This is a genomic window from Microcoleus sp. Z1_A1 (assembly GCF_036700305.1).
In the GTDB taxonomy this organism is placed as follows: domain Bacteria; phylum Cyanobacteriota; class Cyanobacteriia; order Cyanobacteriales; family Microcoleaceae; genus Microcoleus.
The window spans coordinates 142656-159655 of record NZ_JAUBOR010000007.1 but is presented as its reverse complement, the minus strand read 5'-3'; the positions used below and the strand labels follow the sequence as shown (position 1 = coordinate 159655).

General features: G+C 45.5%; 15 protein-coding genes and 1 other RNA gene. 13 read left to right on the top strand and 3 right to left on the bottom strand.

Translation table 11 applies throughout. The features are described from left to right. Positions 1–75: 75 nt before the first annotated feature. From QT973_RS06940 to nuoK, 9 genes are all read left to right on the top strand, one after another. On the top strand, positions 76–324 hold the full coding sequence (locus QT973_RS06940) for a hypothetical protein (RefSeq protein WP_333210248.1): 249 nt from the start codon (positions 76–78) through the stop codon (positions 322–324). Positions 325–351: 27 nt separating this feature from the next. Beyond that, on the top strand, positions 352–963 hold the full coding sequence (locus tag QT973_RS06935) for a hypothetical protein (RefSeq protein ID WP_333232970.1): 612 nt from the start codon (positions 352–354) through the stop codon (positions 961–963). A 103-nt stretch (positions 964–1066) separates the two neighbouring features. Continuing rightward, on the top strand, positions 1067–1303 hold the full coding sequence (locus QT973_RS06930) for a type II toxin-antitoxin system Phd/YefM family antitoxin (RefSeq protein ID WP_333391003.1): 237 nt from the start codon (positions 1067–1069) through the stop codon (positions 1301–1303). A 60-nt stretch (positions 1304–1363) separates the two neighbouring features. Then, positions 1364–3124, top strand: coding sequence for a serine/threonine-protein kinase (locus QT973_RS06925; protein ID WP_333391001.1), 1761 nt, complete (start codon positions 1364–1366; stop codon positions 3122–3124). Between the two features lie 174 nt (positions 3125–3298). After that, positions 3299–3689: a transfer-messenger RNA gene (gene ssrA / locus QT973_RS06920) on the top strand. A 452-nt stretch (positions 3690–4141) separates the two neighbouring features. Beyond that, entirely contained in the window at positions 4142–5260 is a 1119-nt protein-coding gene (gene nuoH / locus QT973_RS06915; protein ID WP_333057040.1) for an NADH-quinone oxidoreductase subunit NuoH, read from the top strand. Between the two features lie 110 nt (positions 5261–5370). After that, positions 5371–5946 (top strand): NAD(P)H-quinone oxidoreductase subunit I, encoded by a 576-nt coding sequence (ndhI, locus tag QT973_RS06910; protein WP_193975265.1) that lies wholly within the window; start codon positions 5371–5373, stop codon positions 5944–5946. A 116-nt stretch (positions 5947–6062) separates the two neighbouring features. Beyond that, positions 6063–6686 carry an NADH-quinone oxidoreductase subunit J gene (locus QT973_RS06905; RefSeq protein ID WP_333057044.1) on the top strand — a complete coding sequence of 208 codons (624 nt, stop codon included), beginning with the start codon at positions 6063–6065 and terminating at the stop codon, positions 6684–6686. Between the two features lie 79 nt (positions 6687–6765). Continuing rightward, entirely contained in the window at positions 6766–7071 is a 306-nt protein-coding gene (gene nuoK / locus QT973_RS06900) for an NADH-quinone oxidoreductase subunit NuoK (protein ID WP_228042566.1), read from the top strand. Positions 7072–7176: 105 nt separating this feature from the next. On the opposite strand, the gene folB is transcribed toward nuoK, so the two are convergent. The 3 genes from folB to QT973_RS06885 form a co-directional block, all read right to left on the bottom strand. After that, a complete protein-coding gene (gene folB, locus QT973_RS06895) occupies positions 7177–7533 on the bottom strand; it encodes a dihydroneopterin aldolase (RefSeq protein ID WP_333057046.1) in 357 nt (118 codons plus the stop codon). Positions 7534–7694: 161 nt separating this feature from the next. Beyond that, positions 7695–9062: a serine/threonine-protein kinase gene (locus QT973_RS06890; RefSeq protein WP_333272913.1), complete on the bottom strand. Its 1368-nt coding sequence runs from the start codon at positions 9060–9062 to the stop codon at positions 7695–7697. 397 nt (positions 9063–9459) lie between these two features. Further along, a complete protein-coding gene (locus tag QT973_RS06885) occupies positions 9460–10743 on the bottom strand; it encodes a glutamate-5-semialdehyde dehydrogenase (RefSeq protein WP_333339863.1) in 1284 nt (427 codons plus the stop codon). Positions 10744–10969: 226 nt separating this feature from the next. Between QT973_RS06885 and QT973_RS06880 the strand changes: the two genes are divergently transcribed. The 4 genes from QT973_RS06880 to QT973_RS06865 all read left to right on the top strand — a co-directional run bounded on the left by QT973_RS06880 (position 10970) and on the right by QT973_RS06865 (position 16720). Then, entirely contained in the window at positions 10970–12694 is a 1725-nt protein-coding gene (locus QT973_RS06880; RefSeq protein WP_333057049.1) for a zinc metalloprotease HtpX, read from the top strand. Between the two features lie 267 nt (positions 12695–12961). Next, positions 12962–13942: an SMP-30/gluconolactonase/LRE family protein gene (locus tag QT973_RS06875; protein WP_333210240.1), complete on the top strand. Its 981-nt coding sequence runs from the start codon at positions 12962–12964 to the stop codon at positions 13940–13942. A gap of 159 nt (positions 13943–14101) precedes the next feature. Then, positions 14102–15829 carry a hypothetical protein gene (locus QT973_RS06870; protein ID WP_333210238.1) on the top strand — a complete coding sequence of 576 codons (1728 nt, stop codon included), beginning with the start codon at positions 14102–14104 and terminating at the stop codon, positions 15827–15829. A 294-nt stretch (positions 15830–16123) separates the two neighbouring features. Next, positions 16124–16720: a Uma2 family endonuclease gene (locus tag QT973_RS06865; protein ID WP_333210236.1), complete on the top strand. Its 597-nt coding sequence runs from the start codon at positions 16124–16126 to the stop codon at positions 16718–16720. Positions 16721–17000 lie beyond the last annotated feature (280 nt).

Below are 17000 nucleotides of genomic sequence, written 5' to 3'. Positions count from 1 at the left end.
TTTGGATATGGTGCGTCCAGGACTGCAAAAGCTATAATCTAGTCACTACCTAAAGCCCGAAGCTGGGAGCCTACAATGGTTTCAATTCTCAACAAACCCTCCTCATTAATCCATGAGATTTGCATTGAAAAAGTCGATCGGTGGAAGTTGTTCAAATTTAGTGAATCGCTGCCACAGCGTATGGAAAATTTGTTAGAGAAGAAGAAGGACGATCGACTAATAGCAGAAGAGGCAGCCGAACTCGATGCCATTGGGGAATTAGATCGTATCTTTACCCATATCAATGCAATGATGGCGGCTCAAGATGTCAATCAGCGATCGTGAGTTAACTAGCGTTACGGAGTAGATTAGATGAATCCTGAGACAAAACAAGTATCACAGCACATGAAAGAATTTGGGCTTCATATTCTTGGGAGAGCTATTTATGATGCAACATTTAGCGAGATCACGAGGCCTTTTGCTCATATGTTGTCGGTAGTTCATGCAGCACATGGAGCAGAAATACTTATCAAGGCACGCATTGCTGAAGAGCATCCGCTTTTAATCTTCAAGTCCTACCCTAAATCAAATACTACTAAGGATGTATTGAGTATCAAGGAACTCTTTAAGTACGGTCGAACTTTAATTTATTCAGAGTTACCTGAAGTTCTTTGGGCGACAACTGGTTATAGAATCAAGGAATTAGATAGATATCAAAAATTTGGCTATCTGCGAAACATCATTGTCCATTTTTCTGCCGCTCCTGATTGCGAAGCTTCCACAGAGACATTAAAATTTGCTTTGGAAGTTTTAGATTATATAGTTCAGGATTTTTGGGGTGAGAGCTTGATTTACTATTCGCAAGAATGGGACGATGTAATCATTTCTGAGGGTTATCTGCGAGAACAAATTGAGCAATTGAATATTCAGGTGCACCCCGACACACAGAAACAAATAGAAAGTCTTGACCTAACCTTAAAATAAAATGGATATAGAAGCCAGAAAGGGAACGATCGCTCATAATTAAGGGAGTGTCTACAGCCACGCCACATCATCGAGAAAAGCGTATTTAGAAAAGTGGAAGATTATGATTCCAATCAATGAAGCCCAAAAGCAGTTGCAGCAGTTGATCGATGCGGTGAGTCAGTCACACCAACCTATTGTGATTGCAGGACAGACTAGCAATGCAGTGTTATTATCTGAATCTGACTGGGCATCTGTGCAGGAGACACTGTATCTTCTCTCAGTGCCAGGGATGCGGGAATCGATTCGGGAAGGACTGGCAACGCCGATCGCACTTCTCGATCGCCCTTTAGACTGGTAACTTAGCCCACCATACGTGCCATAATCAGCCATATTCTCTGGTACGCGATCGCCTGAACCTATGGATGCGCTAATCGGCAAAACTTTACAGGGTGGAAAGTACACCCTCGAACAAGAATTGGGCCGCGGCGGCTTTGGAATAACTTTCAGGGCAAATCACCGCTATTTAGGACAGCCTGTAGTCATAAAAACCCTCAACGAATCTCTGCGGCAGCAACCCAATTTTGCTGAGTTCGATCGCAAGTTTCAAGACGAAGCGAGGCGGTTGGCTTCCTGCGTTCATCCGAATATTGTCCGCGTCAGCGATTTCTTTGTGGAAGACGGGCAGCCTTACATGGTGATGGACTACGTTCCGGGTCAGAATTTGGGCGATGTAGTCGGTTCAAATAATCCGCTACCAGAAAATCTCGCAATTCTCTACATCACTCAAATTGGCGCTGCTTTAAAAGTTGTTCATCAAAAGGGTTTGCTGCACCGAGATGTCAAGCCGCAAAACATTCTGCTGCGCCAAAACACCCAAGAAGTTGTGCTGATAGATTTTGGAATTGCCCGCGAGTTTACTCCCGGTGCAACCCAAAGTCACACTAATATGGTGTCCGACGGCTACGCGCCCCCAGAACAGTATTTCGCCCAAGGAAAATATACGCCCGCCACAGATGTTTACGGTATGGCGGCGACGCTTTACACTTTACTGACAGCACAGGTGCCGGTGGCTGCAATTTTGCGTACCAGTCAGCCGATGCCTTCACCCCGCGACTTGCGGCCTCAGCTAAGTGCGGCTGTCAGTTCTGCAGTGATGCGGGGGATGACAGTAGAAGCTCAAAATCGCCCTGCTAGCGTCGATGAGTGGCTGTCGCTGCTGCATGGGCAGCCTCATGGTGCAGCGTCGCCGAGCACCGGGCCGACGGTGGCGGTGATGCCGGGACACGGGCCTCAGTCGCCTGCGGGTTCCAGAACAGCGCCTGCTGTGGTGTCTTCTGGGCAAGGCAGCCGCAAGGTTTGGTGGATTTTGGGGTTCGTGACGATCGCACTTATTGTGGCAGGTTTTGTCGGTATTGCTAGGGTTTTCCTCAACCGGCCGTCTTCGGAACCCGCACCGGTGGCCCAGGACGATCGCACTTCGGCCCCTGCAGATCCAGACGCGCGCGTGAACCCCGCACCAATTCCCGCGCCGACACCAACGCCTTTCTCGCCGACTCCGAGAGAAACTCCGCCGCCTGCTGCTGAAACTCCAGCGCCTGCTGCTGAAAATCCAGCGCCTGCTGTTGAAACTCCAACACCGGCCCCAGCGCCAACACCAGCGCCTTCTCCCGATGCTGTCGAACCCACACCAACAGAAAAACTTGTTGACAAAGAGTTGCCGCCCGATCGATCGCCCGCACCCAGCGAACAACCGGGAACCAATTATCAGAAGACTCCCACAATCCCTGGGTATGCGGTTGGTACGCCGGAAAGTCAGATTTTAGCCGAATTGGGAGAACCCACTGACTCTCAAGCGCGGGGCTATTGGCCAAATACTCGCACCGCACTTTACGAAATATTGCCAAATCGGATTACTCTGGGTTACATTTACGATCGCGATTCGGCCCAGCTAGTACAAACAGAGGGTTCTTTTGCTCAGTCTGTGGACGATTTGGTGGTGCGAACCGCCTTAAACGGCATGGTGGGCGGGGCAAACCGGGAGATTTTGCAGGGATTCCGCGACGTGCAGCAGCGCCGGAGTAATCGCTTTACGTTTAGGAAAGGTTCGCTGGAAGGGACGATCGAACGCAATGAGCGCGATCGGATTTACATCGGCGTCTGGGACGAAAATTTGCATTAATTAGGAATTACGCACGGGTGGTCAGAAACCGGGTTTTTGCTCCAAGACTTCGTTAAAGCAGACAAAAACCGCAAAAAACCCGGTTTCTTTAATCCCCAATCGAAAATCCAAAATCTAAAATCTAAAATCGGTTGACGCAACACGAAATATTGTCTATAATTAGAGAACGCACGAGGGGCTGTAATGGTTTCGACAGGGTGGCGAAAGCTGCTCCGTGATGCAGGTCGAGAGGGAGTCTACTCTCGTTAATATCGGCTCAAAAAAAATAGTAAATGCGAACAACATCGTTCCTTTCGCTCGCAAAGCCGTAGCTGTAGCCTAAAAACTTCTTGAGCTTGGTTTAGAGTGTATGCCACCTCACTCCGTTAAAGGTAGCATAACAACCCCCAACGGATGCCCTAGCTAAACGTTTCTAGTCGGCTAGCTAGGAAAGCAATCACTAGAAAATCCCCCCATTTGGGATAAAGATGGTTCCCGCCCCGAGGATTAGAGGGGATAAACCTGTGAACGATCGGAAGGTAAATACCCGCTTTGGACGGCAGTTCGATTCTGCCCAGTTCCATAAAAGAAGTGACGTAAAATCAATGGTTTAAGCCATTTGAAAGCCACTTTATAGCATTAAAAGGGCTCAGAGTTAACTCTGGGCCCTTTTGTTTGGCTCAGATAGCTCAACTCATCCGTGTATCCGTGTCAAAATCCGTGCAGTGCTCTACCTTTTCCCCGCGAGGGGACTGAAATATTTGCTGGTCGTTTTTCAATTGGCGTTCTCACCGCCTTGCAACCGTCAACAGTCAACCGTCAACAGTCAACCATCAACCATAAGTTACCCACCCATTAGCTACGCTGCCGGCTCATATAATTAGAACTTCACCCTGTCTGTGCGTTCTTGGAGCCTGTCGGGCGATATACTATTAGGCGGTAAAGCATTAAAAATCTTTACAAAGACCCCGATTTCTAAGCCTACTCCTACAAAGGACGGGTGAAAAATTATATGCTGAGCGCTCAAAAGCTGGAAAAATGAACCCAGGAATTGACTTACAAGGAAGTTTTGTAGAAGCCCTGATGAATTTGGGCTTACCGGCGGACATCGCCCAAGTGCTTTGGCTACCGCTGCCAATGTTGCTGATGATTGTCGCTGCCGTCTTCGGGGTACTGACTAGCGTCTGGCTAGAACGGAAAATTTCCGCCGCCGCTCAACAGCGGGTAGGCCCGGAATTCATCGGCCCTCTGGGAGTGCTAGCACCCGTTGCTGATGGTTTGAAGTTGGTCTTCAAAGAAGACATCGTACCCGCAAAAGCTGACGCGCTGCTATTTACCCTAGGCCCGGTAATTGTGGTGATTCCAGTTTTTCTCTCCTACTTAATCGTGCCCTTCGGAGAGCATATGCTGATCGCCGATATGGGGACAGCAATATTTCTGTGGATTGCTCTTTCTAGCATTCAGCCGATCGGCTTGCTGATGTCCGGCTATGCTTCAAACAACAAATACGCCCTCCTCGGAGGACTCAGAGCCGCCGCTCAATCCCTCAGCTACGAAATTCCCCTAGCTTTGGCAGTATTGGCAGTTGTAATGATGTCCAATAGCCTCAGTACGATCGACATCGTACACCAGCAAGCCGGCTACGGCATTCTCGGCTGGAATATCTGGCGGCAACCAGCAGGTTTCCTGATTTTCTGGATCGCAGCACTAGCAGAATGCGAACGTTTACCCTTTGACCTTCCAGAAGCAGAAGAAGAATTGGTAGCAGGATATCAGACTGAGTACACAGGCATGAAATTTGCTTTGTACTATATCGCTTCCTACGTTAACCTCGTCCTTTCTTGCCTGTTAGTAGCAGTTTTGTACCTCGGCGGCTGGGAGTCCCCGATTCCTGTCGGAGTCCTGACAAATGCCCTAGGATTGAGCGAAACGACTCCTTGGTTGCAGGTAATTACCGGCTTGCTGGGCATTACAATGACCATGCTGAAAGCCTACTTTTTCTTGTTTCTGGCTGTTCTGCTCCGCTGGACTCTGCCGCGAGTTCGGATCGACCAATTGCTAAATTTGGGATGGAAGTTTTTACTTCCCGTTGCTTTAGTTAATTTGCTGTTGACCGCAGCTTTGAAGCTTGCCTTTCCCTTTGCTTTTGGCGGTTAATTCGTAATAGGTAACAGAACAGATAATAGCTAACCTAGAGTAGCTGTTAACTCTCATGACCTATTATCAATTAGCAATTACCAAAAACTCAAGTACAGAGAGAGAACACGATGCTAAAATTCCTCAATCAAGTAGGCGAATACGCCAAAGAGACTCTTCAAGCTGCTAAGTATATCGGTCAAGGGCTATCTGTTACTTTTGACCACATGAGACGCCGCCCGATTACGGTGCAGTATCCTTACGAGAAATTAATTCCTTCCGAACGTTTCCGGGGCAGAATTCACTTTGAATTTGACAAGTGCATCTCCTGCGAAGTTTGCGTTCGGGTGTGTCCGATCAACTTACCTGTAGTGGATTGGGAATTTAACAAAGAAACTAAGAAGAAGCAACTCAAGCACTACAGTATCGATTTCGGAGTGTGTATCTTCTGCGGCAACTGCGTAGAATATTGTCCGACTAATTGTTTGTCCATGACAGAAGAGTATGAGTTAGCCGCCTACGAACGTCACGAATTGAATTATGACAACGTGGCCCTGGGACGTTTGCCCTACAAGGTTACAGATGACCCGATGGTGACACCGATGCGGGAATTCGCTTATTTGCCGAAAGGTGCGATCGACCCCCATGAAGTTTCCTACACCGATCGCCGCGCCGGTCTGCGTCCAGAGGAAATTATCGAAAAGTAAGTCATTAGTCATTAGTCAGCAGTCATCAGTCATTAGTGAAATAACCAATTATTAATGACTGCTAACTAATGAGTAAAAACGAACAATAGAACACTAATAATTGAGGATAAAAAATTGTGAATCTAGCTGAAGGGGTTCAAATTGTTTCATTTGGAATATTGTCCGTAATGATGATTGCAGGAGCACTAGGAGTAGTGCTGTTCTCAAATATCGTTTACTCAGCCTTTTTGCTGTGCGGCGTATTTACCAGCATTGCCGGCTTGTACCTGTTGCTGAATGCCGACTTTGTAGCAGCAGCACAGGTATTGATTTATGTGGGCGCTGTTAACGTCTTGATTTTGTTTGCGATTATGTTGGTGAACAAGCGCGAAGATTTCCGCACAATTCCCAACGCTTGGGTGCGTCAAGTAGCAACAGCAGTAGTTTGCGTAGGCTTGTTTGCGCTTTTGGGTACGATGGTGGTGTCTACTCCTTGGACTATTGTCGCGACGACAGGAGCACCGGCCGAAAGTTCGATCGTCACAATCGCCAAACATTTCTTCACCGACTTTTTGCTGCCTTTCGAGTTAGCATCAGTATTTTTGTTAATGGCAATGGTAGGAGCCATTGTCTTGGCGCGCCGCGATTTCTTGCCAGATGAATTGTCCAACAAGCTATCTGAAACACCAGCTTTTAGTTTGCCGGAAAGACCTCGCGAATTAGTTTCGGCCGGAGATGTGTCTTCGCCAGAATCTAAGTAATATTATGGTGCGCTGAGCGCACCATAGTGTTAGTTTTGTAGTAACTTTAGATTGAGACAAAATCGCAAAATTTATGCAACTGCAACTCCAGTATTTCCTGTTATTAGCCGCCGCACTTTTCTGTATTGGCATTTACGGTTTGATTACCAGCAGAAATGCAGTGCGCGTGTTGATGTCGATCGAGTTGATGCTGAATGCTGTCAATCTCAATTTGATGGGTTTCTCCAATTATCTCGACCCCGTACAAATTAAGGGCCAAGTATTTACCGTGTTTGTAGTTACGGTAGCGGCGGCTGAAGCGGCGGTGGGTTTGGCCATTGTTTTGGCGATTTATCGCAACCGCAATACAGTAGACATGGAAGAATTTAACTTGCTGAAGTGGTAATTAATCAATAGTCATCAGTCATCAGTCATCAGTCATTAGCGACAAACTAATGCAGATTAAAGACTGATGACTAAGGACTAAGGACTAAGGACTAAGGACTAAGGACTAATGACTTCTAGTAATTTCTAGAGTAATTCTACCCCCGAAATCAGGGATGGGGGCAGCAGGTTTCGAGAGTTGTAGTTTAACTTTTTCGACTAACGGTAGTTGTAAAAGCGCTTGAACAATAGTATCTGCTAGGCGTTCGATTAATAAAAACTTCGACTCTTTGACTAGCTTTTGAATCAGAGTAATTGCGCTGCGGTAATCAAGAGTATGTTGAATATCATCACTTTTTCCAGCTTGCGATAAATCCAGCCAGAGAGTAACATCCACTTCAAACCACTGCCCCAAAACTTGCTCTTCCGGCAGATAGCCCGTATATCCGTAACAGCGAATTCCTGTAAGTTGAATAGAATCCATTTTGCAATAAACTAAAAGTGCGTTGTTCTATACCAATTTGTATTAAACCAGATAAAGTTCTCTTTCTCTTCCCTCTCTTTTTTTGCCCTTTGCCCTCTTCCTCTTCCCTCTGCGCCCTCTGCGCCCTCTGCGGTTCAATCACTCTTATTCTATCTTAAATTTCACAACCGTCCTCCTTTCTCCAACTTGTCCAATAAATCCTCAGCAACTTCATACCATTTCCGCCTAATTTCAGCATCTTCTGGCTTTTCTGTCAAGGTACGACCTTGGAATTCAGGATATTTATTGTAATATAATTCATCAACTTTTTGATAGAATATATCTTGCTCAATGTTGAGATTTTTGCGTCGTTTCCCAATCTTTTCTTGACGAATTATCTCTGCTTCCTCTAAAGATGTATCGGGAGGCGGTTGGCGCGAAGAAAATTTAGGTAAATCCGGCAACTTGGGCAATGTGAAACCAGATTTGACTACACTAAAAGCTAAAATTCCCGGTACCAAAATCACACTTAAACTCCCTAGGGTTTTCCAAGGAATTAACTTGAATGTGCTGTTGTGGTTAACAACTTGAGGAGTTTGGTGAACAGGAGTATGATTGCTAGTAGCAGTTTGAGTGGCGTTTTTGAAAGGGCGGCCGACAAAGTTCATTGTCACCATTTGGGAAATTATACTGCCAATTTGAGAGAGTTTTGGATCTTTGAGTGCTTCGCGGACTGCTTTTGCGGATTGGTAGCGATCGCCCGGTTGTTCTGATAACATCCGATCCAATACCGTGGCTAAATTAGGGCTGACACTGACGTGCGATCGCCAATCCCAAGTTTTATGATTGATATCGTACAATTTTTGAGGCTTTTTGCCGCTTAGCAGTACCAAAGCCGTGACGGCTAAAGCATACAAATCGCTAGCGGCAGAAACTTTCCCCAGTCGCATTTGTTCGGCTGGGGAATAACCCTGTTTGCCGATCGCCGTATCCGATTGTCCGTTAAACTGAAGTACGGCATTGGCTGCAATTTGTTTGACTGAACCGAAATCAATTAAAAATGGTAGTTTGTCAGCATCATGCTGAATAATATTATCCGGGGAAATATCGCGGTGAATTAAATTTTTTGAGTGGATGTATTCTAAAACTGGTAAAAGCTGAAATAGCAGTTGAGTAACTTCAGCTTCGCTAAAATTTTTACCTTGCTGCTGGCGCGATATCAATATTTCTTCGTAGGTTTGACCTTTGATATAATCTTGGACTAAAAATAAAGATGGATTCCCAGCCAAATCGGTTCGCAGGAGTTCTCGAAACCGGGGAATTTGCGGGTGTTGGAGGTGGTAAAGCATACTCGCTTCGCGATCGAACAATTCGGCGGCTTTCGGGCTGTGCACCACCGGAGAAAACTCTTTGAGCACGCAATGTTCGTTGTAGCGGTTGATATCTTCGGCGAGATAAGTGCGCCCAAAGCCACCGCGGCCCAATTCGCGGAGGATGCGGTAGCGTTTTTCTAGAGTTGAACCTGGGGTGAGGAGGGAGGAGTTAGACATAAACCACGGCAAATTGTTCGATGTGGGGAGTCGCCGAGCACAGTATAGCTTATTGTAGCTAAGTTTGTTTGAATGCGAGGGAAGGAAGGGCGATCGCTTTTTTTGGGATGGATGAAGGAGAAGCGACACTTTGGTTAAGATTCAGTATCTACAGGATATCGTAGGGGCGGGTTTTACCAACCATCTATGTTATCAACCAAAAATATAATAAACCCGCCCCCACTTGGGCGGCAAATCTAAATCTACATTTTTCGCCTGCGATCGAACATCAGGTTAATTTGGATTATCGGCTGTCTAGGGGCGGGTTTATATAAATTGTTCGTGAACATCAAATATTGTTGGTAAAACCCGCCCCTACAGGCTTTTTTATTGTCGGGTTTGATCGGCTATCGAGGATTTACAAATCCCGATGTGTAAATTCCTTAGCATCTTTCCCTACATAACTAGCCGCAATATGGCCATTTCCAACAACTCGATACTTATAGGTAATTAACCCCTCTAAACCAACAGGCCCGCGAGGTGGCATTTGCTGCGTGCTAATCCCCACTTCTGCACCGAAACCGTAGCGGAAACCGTCGGCAAATCTAGTTGAACAATTGTGATAAACTCCGGCAGCATCGACTCCATTTAAAAATGTTTCGGCGACTTCGCTGTCTTCGGTGACAATGACATCTGTGTGTCTGGAACCGTAAGTATTAATGTGATTAATTGCCTCTTCCACAGAATCTACTATTTTGATTGACAAAATCAAATCGCTGTATTCTGTATACCAATCTGTTTCATTGGCTTCGGCAATATTTTCGAGGAGGGCGCGAGTTTTTTCGTCTCCCCGCAATTCGACTTTTTTCTGCTGCAAAGCTTCGGCAACTGCGGGCAGGAATTTGGGGGCGATCGCCCTGTGAACTAACAAAGTTTCAATGGCATTGCAGGCGGCGGGATACTGGGTTTTTGCATCTACAGAAATCTCTACTGCTTTCTGAATATCCGCCGCTTTGTCTGCGTACAAATGACAAATTCCGTCGGCGTGTCCCAACACTGGAATTCGGGTGTTTTCCTGCACGAACCGCACGAAAGAGTTAGAACCTCTGGGAATAATCAGATCTACATATTCATCCATTTTGAGCAGTTCGATTGTTTCTTCCCGCGTGGTTAGCAACTGCACGACTTCTGGATTAACCGCAGTTTCTGCTAATGCTTGATGTATCACTTTTGTCAAGATTTCGCAGGAACGGACTGCTTCTTTGCCACCTTTGAGAATGACGCCATTTCCAGATTTTATTGCCAATGATACTATCTGAATTAACGCCTCTGGGCGCGCTTCAAAAATAATGCCTAAAACGCCCAAAGGACAGGTGATGCGCTTCAGAATTAATCCTGTATCCAATTCACGGTGGATTTGCACGACACCGATCGGATCTGGGAGTTTCGCAACATCTCGCACGCCCGCGATCGCACTTTTCAACTTGCTCTCATCCAACTTGAGGCGATCGTACAGCGGTTTCGCAATTCCATCAGCCTCAGCCGCCTTGCAGTCAGCAGCATTCGCCGCCACAATATCCGGCGCAGCAGCTTCTAAAGCTTTCGCAATAGCTTCAATAGCTTGATTTTTGGCTTCAGCGGACAAAACTGCCAATTTTCTAGCAGATCCGCGCGTTTTTTGGGCAATTTCAATAATAGACATGGCAGTAACTTTTAAATAGTTTTGAGTGTTGGGTTTTGAATTTTGAGTTGGGAATTGAATCCGCACAAATAAATTTCGGGGCGGTTTTCAGTTTTAACAATTCTAGAGAAAATTCTATATTTTTGTTGAGACCCCTGACAGTAATCCGCATTAACAGGTTAAAACAGTGAAGTATAGATAAAATCCCACGGTCATTTCCTTTTGTCAATAACCTTTGGAGATTATTATGTCATCTCATGCCCCTTTACGCAAGGCAGGGCGAGCAGCCAAAGCCGGCGTTAAACTGATACAGAAAACTGGGGGAAATCTCGTTTTAGCTTCCGGCGTCACCATCAGCCTGCTGTTTGGTATGGTGTTAGCGCTATCCTTAGCCTCAGTTTTGATTCTCAGCAGTCCCGATCCAGTCGCCGGATTGGCGATCGCACTTCCCATAACTCTGATTTTTAACATCGCTGCCTTTTTCCTATCACCTTACTTGATGGACTTAAGCCAAAATTGGTTATACCATACTCGCTGGGTTTCCCTAGCAGAAATTGAAAGCCTAAGTCCAGAAACAGCTAAAGTTATTAAGAAGGTTTGCAAGCAGAAAAAACTCTCTTGTCCGCGTTTAGGAATTATCGACGACCAAAACCCTACTGCTTTTACTTACGGTTCATTTCCCAACAGCGCTCGGTTAGTCGTCAGTCAAGGTCTTTTTACCTATTTAGACGACGAGGAAATTGCCACTGTTTACGCCCACGAACTCGGTCACATCGTCCACTGGGACTTTGCAGTAATGACTTTAGCTTCGACTTTGGTGCAGATTACTTATTTAATTTACACTACAACTCAAAGGATGGGTCGAAGTGGTGGGGAAAAAGCTAAAGATGCGGCCGGTACGGTAGCTGCTGTTGCTTATTTGTTTTACATCGCTGGCACTTATTTATTGCTGTATTTGTCGCGGACGCGAGAATATTTTGCCGACCATTTTGCTGCCGAAACAACCGGAAATCCCAATGCTTTGTCCCGCGCTTTGGTAAAAATTGCTTACGGTATTTTGGAAGAAGGACAAAGAGCAACAGAACCCAGCAGCTTATTAGAAGGAACTCGCGCTTTAGGCATTTACGATGCCAAAGCTGCCACCTCTACTGGCACTGCTTACAGGATTTCTTCGGAACCAGCAAAGATTGGGCGAGTGTTTTTGTGGGATATGTTTAATCCGTGGGGTTGGTGGATGGAGTTGAACTCGACTCACCCGCTGACTGGTAAACGAGTTCGCGCTTTGAGCACTTATGCCGAACAATTAGGCTTAGATATTGAGTTTGACATGGGGCGAATTGTCGGCGAAGGCAACGATTTGAGCAAGCGGAGATTGTACGGCAATTTTGTGTTCGATTTGCTGCTGTACAGTGCAGAAACTCTGGGCTTAGCGGTGGGTTTTGCGATCGGCATTTCCCTGTATGCTGTAAACCCGATGATGATGGTTGCTTGTCCTTTGATCGGTTTGGGTGCAGGAATTTTGCTCAAAACTCTGGTGATGTTCCCGAATTACCAACAAGCAGAACATTTGGATGTTTTAACCTTAATGTCTGACCCTTACGCAAGTCCTTTGCGGGGTCAACCGGCGCAACTACAAGGCGAATTAATTGGTCGCGGCGATGCGGGTTATACCTTCGGTTCCGATCTGAAATTGCAAGATAGAACGGGAATGATTTATCTGCGCTATGCTTCTCGTTTTGGGCCAATTGGTAATTTTATGTTTGGCATGAAACGGGTTGAAAGTTTGATTGGGATGGATGTTAGGACTTTGGGTTGGTTCCGCCGGGGTGTTGCACCTTGGATGGATTTGATTCAGCTTGAAAGCGATAGCGGTACGGTGGTTAACAGTTATCACCGCTTCTGGTCTTTTGTGATGGGTATCGGTGCGATCGTTCTTGGTATTGCGGCGCTATTTGTTTCATTTCCAGCTTAACAGTTGACAGGTAAAACCTTTTAAGTTAAATATAATTAAGCTCGCATTTTAGAGCTTATTTTTTTTGATCCATACGGTACTATTAAATTTAATACCGCTCTCAATCATCTTTTTTGCTGGACAAAAGAGTGAGTTTACGAACCGCTTTAGATTTGTTAGCGAAGGGGCGCGATAGCGCTCTTGGAGAAAAGAAAGAAGAAAGGAAGAAGTAAAGAAGGAGATAGTTAATCTTATGGCGGGAAGGAAATAATTTATTTATGAGCAAACATGACAATCAAAATTGCTACAATTAGTTTGTTGTTGATGGTATTAACTTTAGCAGTCAGCAGTCCTAGCGAAATAGTTAGCGGAAACTTCACAAAAATGACCGCTCAAACGGAAAACCAGAACACAAAAAATACCATGCAAAGTATTCTCGATGACAGCGCCAAACTAGAAAAACTAGCTAGCAATTTCCAATTTATAGAAGGCCCGATTTGGCATCCAGACGGCTTTTTGCTGTTCAGCGATATTCCCGCCAATATTATCTATAAATTTGGCTCAAATCAGCAAGTTGAGGTATTTCGCCGCCCTTCGGGAAAAGCCAACGGGAATACTTTAGACAAAGAAAACCGCTTACTTACTGGCGAACACGAAAATCGCCGCGTCTCCCGTACAGAAAAGGACGGAAAAGTTATCACCTTGGCGGATAGATACGAGGGTAAGCGGCTCAACAGTCCGAACGATTTAGTTGTTAAATCCGATGGCAGTATTTATTTTACCGATCCGTCCTACGGTGTTAGTAAAGAGCAGGAAGAATTGGGCTTTTACGGTGTTTACCGACTGGCACCCGACGGAAAATTAACTCTGCTGGTTAAGGATTTGGTGCTGCCGAATGGCATCGCCTTTTCACCAGACGAGCAAAAACTTTATGTCAACAATTCGGAAGCGGGATACATTGCTGTTTTCGATGTAAAACCGGACGGAACTGTTACTAACCAGCAGCTTTTTGCGGAGTTAAAAGATGCCAGTCAAAGGGGAGTACCCGACGGTTTAAAAGTTGATGTAGAGGGGAATGTTTACAGCACCGGGCCGGGGGGAGTGTGGATCTTTTCGCCGGATGGCAAGCTTTTGGGGAAGATTTCTGTACCTGAGACGGCGACTAATTTGGCTTGGGGAGAAAGCGATCGCAAAACGCTTTATATTACCGGAAGTACAAGTCTTTATCGGATTCGCCTTAAAATTGCGGGCGTGCGGGCTGGAAAATAATCTAAAATCGGGCGATGTTGAAAATAAAGCGGTTTGTCGTGAGGACTAAAGTCCTTACGGCAAACACTTTTTATTAGGGGTAATTGACCTGGCATAATATAATCCTACTTGTCAAAATCAGTCATTCCCAATTCTCAAATCTCAAATCTCAAATCTAAAATGGTATTAATAGCTCGGTTGCACAAATTTCTGACTGCTACAGTCGATCGCACATCCCGATCGCACACAATATTTTGGTTGACTCTGAGCTTGACATTTGCCACAGTTTATGCTGTTTTAGGACTCAAGCAAGTCTTTAGCGCCGAGTATATGGTGCAAGACGATGCGAGGCAGCACGTTTTCTGGATGATGCGGTTTGTCGATCCTGAATTATTCCCCAACGATTTCATTGCTAATTATTTTCAATCTGTCGCCCCCGCAGGATACAGCACGCTCTACAAATTAGCAGCAACAGTTGGCATTCACCCGCTATTATTTCACAAAATATTGCCACTATTTCTCGGCTTAATCTCCACCTATTACTGTTTTGGTCTTTGCCTAGAAATGTTGCCAGTGCCGATGACTGGATTTATTGCATCTTTGCTGTTAAATCAGCATATGTGGATGACTGATGATTTGGCTTCCACAACGCCAAGAGCTTTTATCTATCCGATATTTCTGGCTTTTTTATATTATTTGTCGCGCAGTTCGTTGCTGCCTTGTTTGGGGGCGATCGCGCTGATCGGACTATTCTATCCTCCTTACGCCTTGGTTGCTGCCGGAATTTTAGTTTTGCGCCTGCTATGCTGGAAAAACGGCGGTTTGCGTTTGTCGGGCGATCGCACAAATTACCTATTTTGCAGTACAGGTTTGGGATTAATATTTTTAGTAATGCTGCCCTATGCTTTAGATAACTCTGAATTTGGCCCAACTTATACCGCAGCAGAAGCGAAGCAAATGGCCGAATTTGCACCAGGTGGCAGAAATGCTTTTTTTCGTCCAAATCCGGTAGATTATTGGCTGACAGGGCGGGGTAGCGGGATGTTTCCCAAGTCGCTGTTTACGCCTGTAACTCACTGTGTCGCGCTGTTATTTCCGCTGCTGCTATTTTTGCGATCGGTTTTTCCCTTAGCAAATCAGATTCAAAGCAAAATCTGGCTTTTGCTTCAGCTATTTCTAGCATCATCTGCGATGTTTTTTGCGGCTCACGCTACCATTTTCAAGCTGTATCAACCAGGTAGATATACAGCTTACAGCTTGCGATTTATTGTTGTTTTAATAACTGCGATCGCCCTCACTTTAATTATCGATGGAGTCGGTCATTGGGCATCAAAAACAGCAACAATATTTCATTTAAAAAATATCGTGGCACTAATTACGACAGCGACAATCGCTATCGCCGTTGTCCTTTATCCCGCCTTGGTCAAAAAATTCCCAACTGTCGGGTATGTAGAAGGTAAAATGCCAGCTTTGTACAAATTTTTTGAGCAACAACCTAAAGATATATTGATTGCTTCGATCGCCACCGATACGGATCATTTGCCAACCTTTAGTCAGCGTTCGGTTCTGGTGGCAAAAGAATATGCAGTGCCGTATCAGAAAGGCTACTACAGCAGATATCTGCAGCGACTTAACGATTTAATTCGCGCTCAATACACTCCCGATCGAGCTGTATTGCAAAATTTTATCAATCAATATGGAGTTGATTTTTGGATGATAGATCGCAATGCTTTGAGTCTTCAGTATATAAAGGATGATGGCTGGCTAAATCAATTTGATTCTATACCGGAGGCGAGCCTTTCTCTCGAACAAGGGAAAATTCCCGCCTTAGCTTCAGCAATGACAAGTTGTGCGGTTTTTCAGAATGAAATTCTAGTGGTTTTGGATGCGTCTTGTATTGTGAAATAGGCTGGGAGTTAAGGCGAGGCAGAGCCTTGGGATATGTGTTCTTAGGAAGAGCCTGGGAACTAGAGATAACTGTTCGGATTTTGAAGCTACAATTGCTGCATGGATATTCTGTAGGAGCGATCGCCCAATGCGTTATAACTCACATATTGCACCATTCTCAAGAACAGGCTTTCCGGCCTGTTCCACAAAGAGTGAATTTTAGGAACAGGCTTTCCGGCCTGTTCCTAAACAAATAATTGAGAATGGTGCCAACATCTCAGTTATAATGCCAATAGGAGATAATGGTGCGGGTCAATGACACAAGTTCTCGATCGGGAAACTCTCGATGGGCGAGTGGTTCTCAACGGCACTTGGGAGCAATTCAAGTTAATCCAGAAGGTTTCGGAAGATTCCCCTGGCATAAAGTTGTCTTTTTTTGCAGGGGCGATTGAGATTCTGATGCCGGGATTCCAACACGAAAATTTTTCGGAAATCATTGGTTACTTGGTGACTACTTTTCTGCTGCAACAAGGTATTAAGTTTTACCCTTCTGGTTCAATGACGCAGGAGAAGACGCCAGAAGCTTCTACTCAAGCAGACAAATCGTTTTGTTTGGGAGAACCTAAGTTGATTCCCGATTTGTCGATCGAGGTGGTTTATACTAGCGGTGGACTGAGCAAGTTGCCAAAATATCGAGCTTTGGGCGTGCCTGAAATCTGGTTTTGGGAAGATGGCACGCTGCGGCTTTATCATCTCCGGGAAGATGGCTACGAGCAAGTAATTCAGAGTCAACTGTCAGGATTGGAAACGCTGGATATCGATTTGCTAAGACGCTGCATTTTAATGGGTGAAACTGATTTGGCTGAAGCGGTTAAGGTTTTTGGGCAGGGAATCTCGATGGATCGTACATGATATCATGTCCGATCGATTGACCATAATATCCCAGCCGGGGCGGGTTTTTGAGATTGTCAATTATTGGCAGATATTGGCAGGTTTACCCGCCCCTACCTGATTTTGGGCGAAGCGAAGCGGAGGGAATCTACCGGACATAATATGACAGCAAAACCTTCGATTTTCCGGTGGAGGCGATCGAAATTTTAGTGGTTTTGGCAACATCTGGAAAAAATAGCATCCCTATATCCGGCACTTCTTAAATAAGTCTGGTTCTGCTGTTGCTGGGAACGAGAAATAC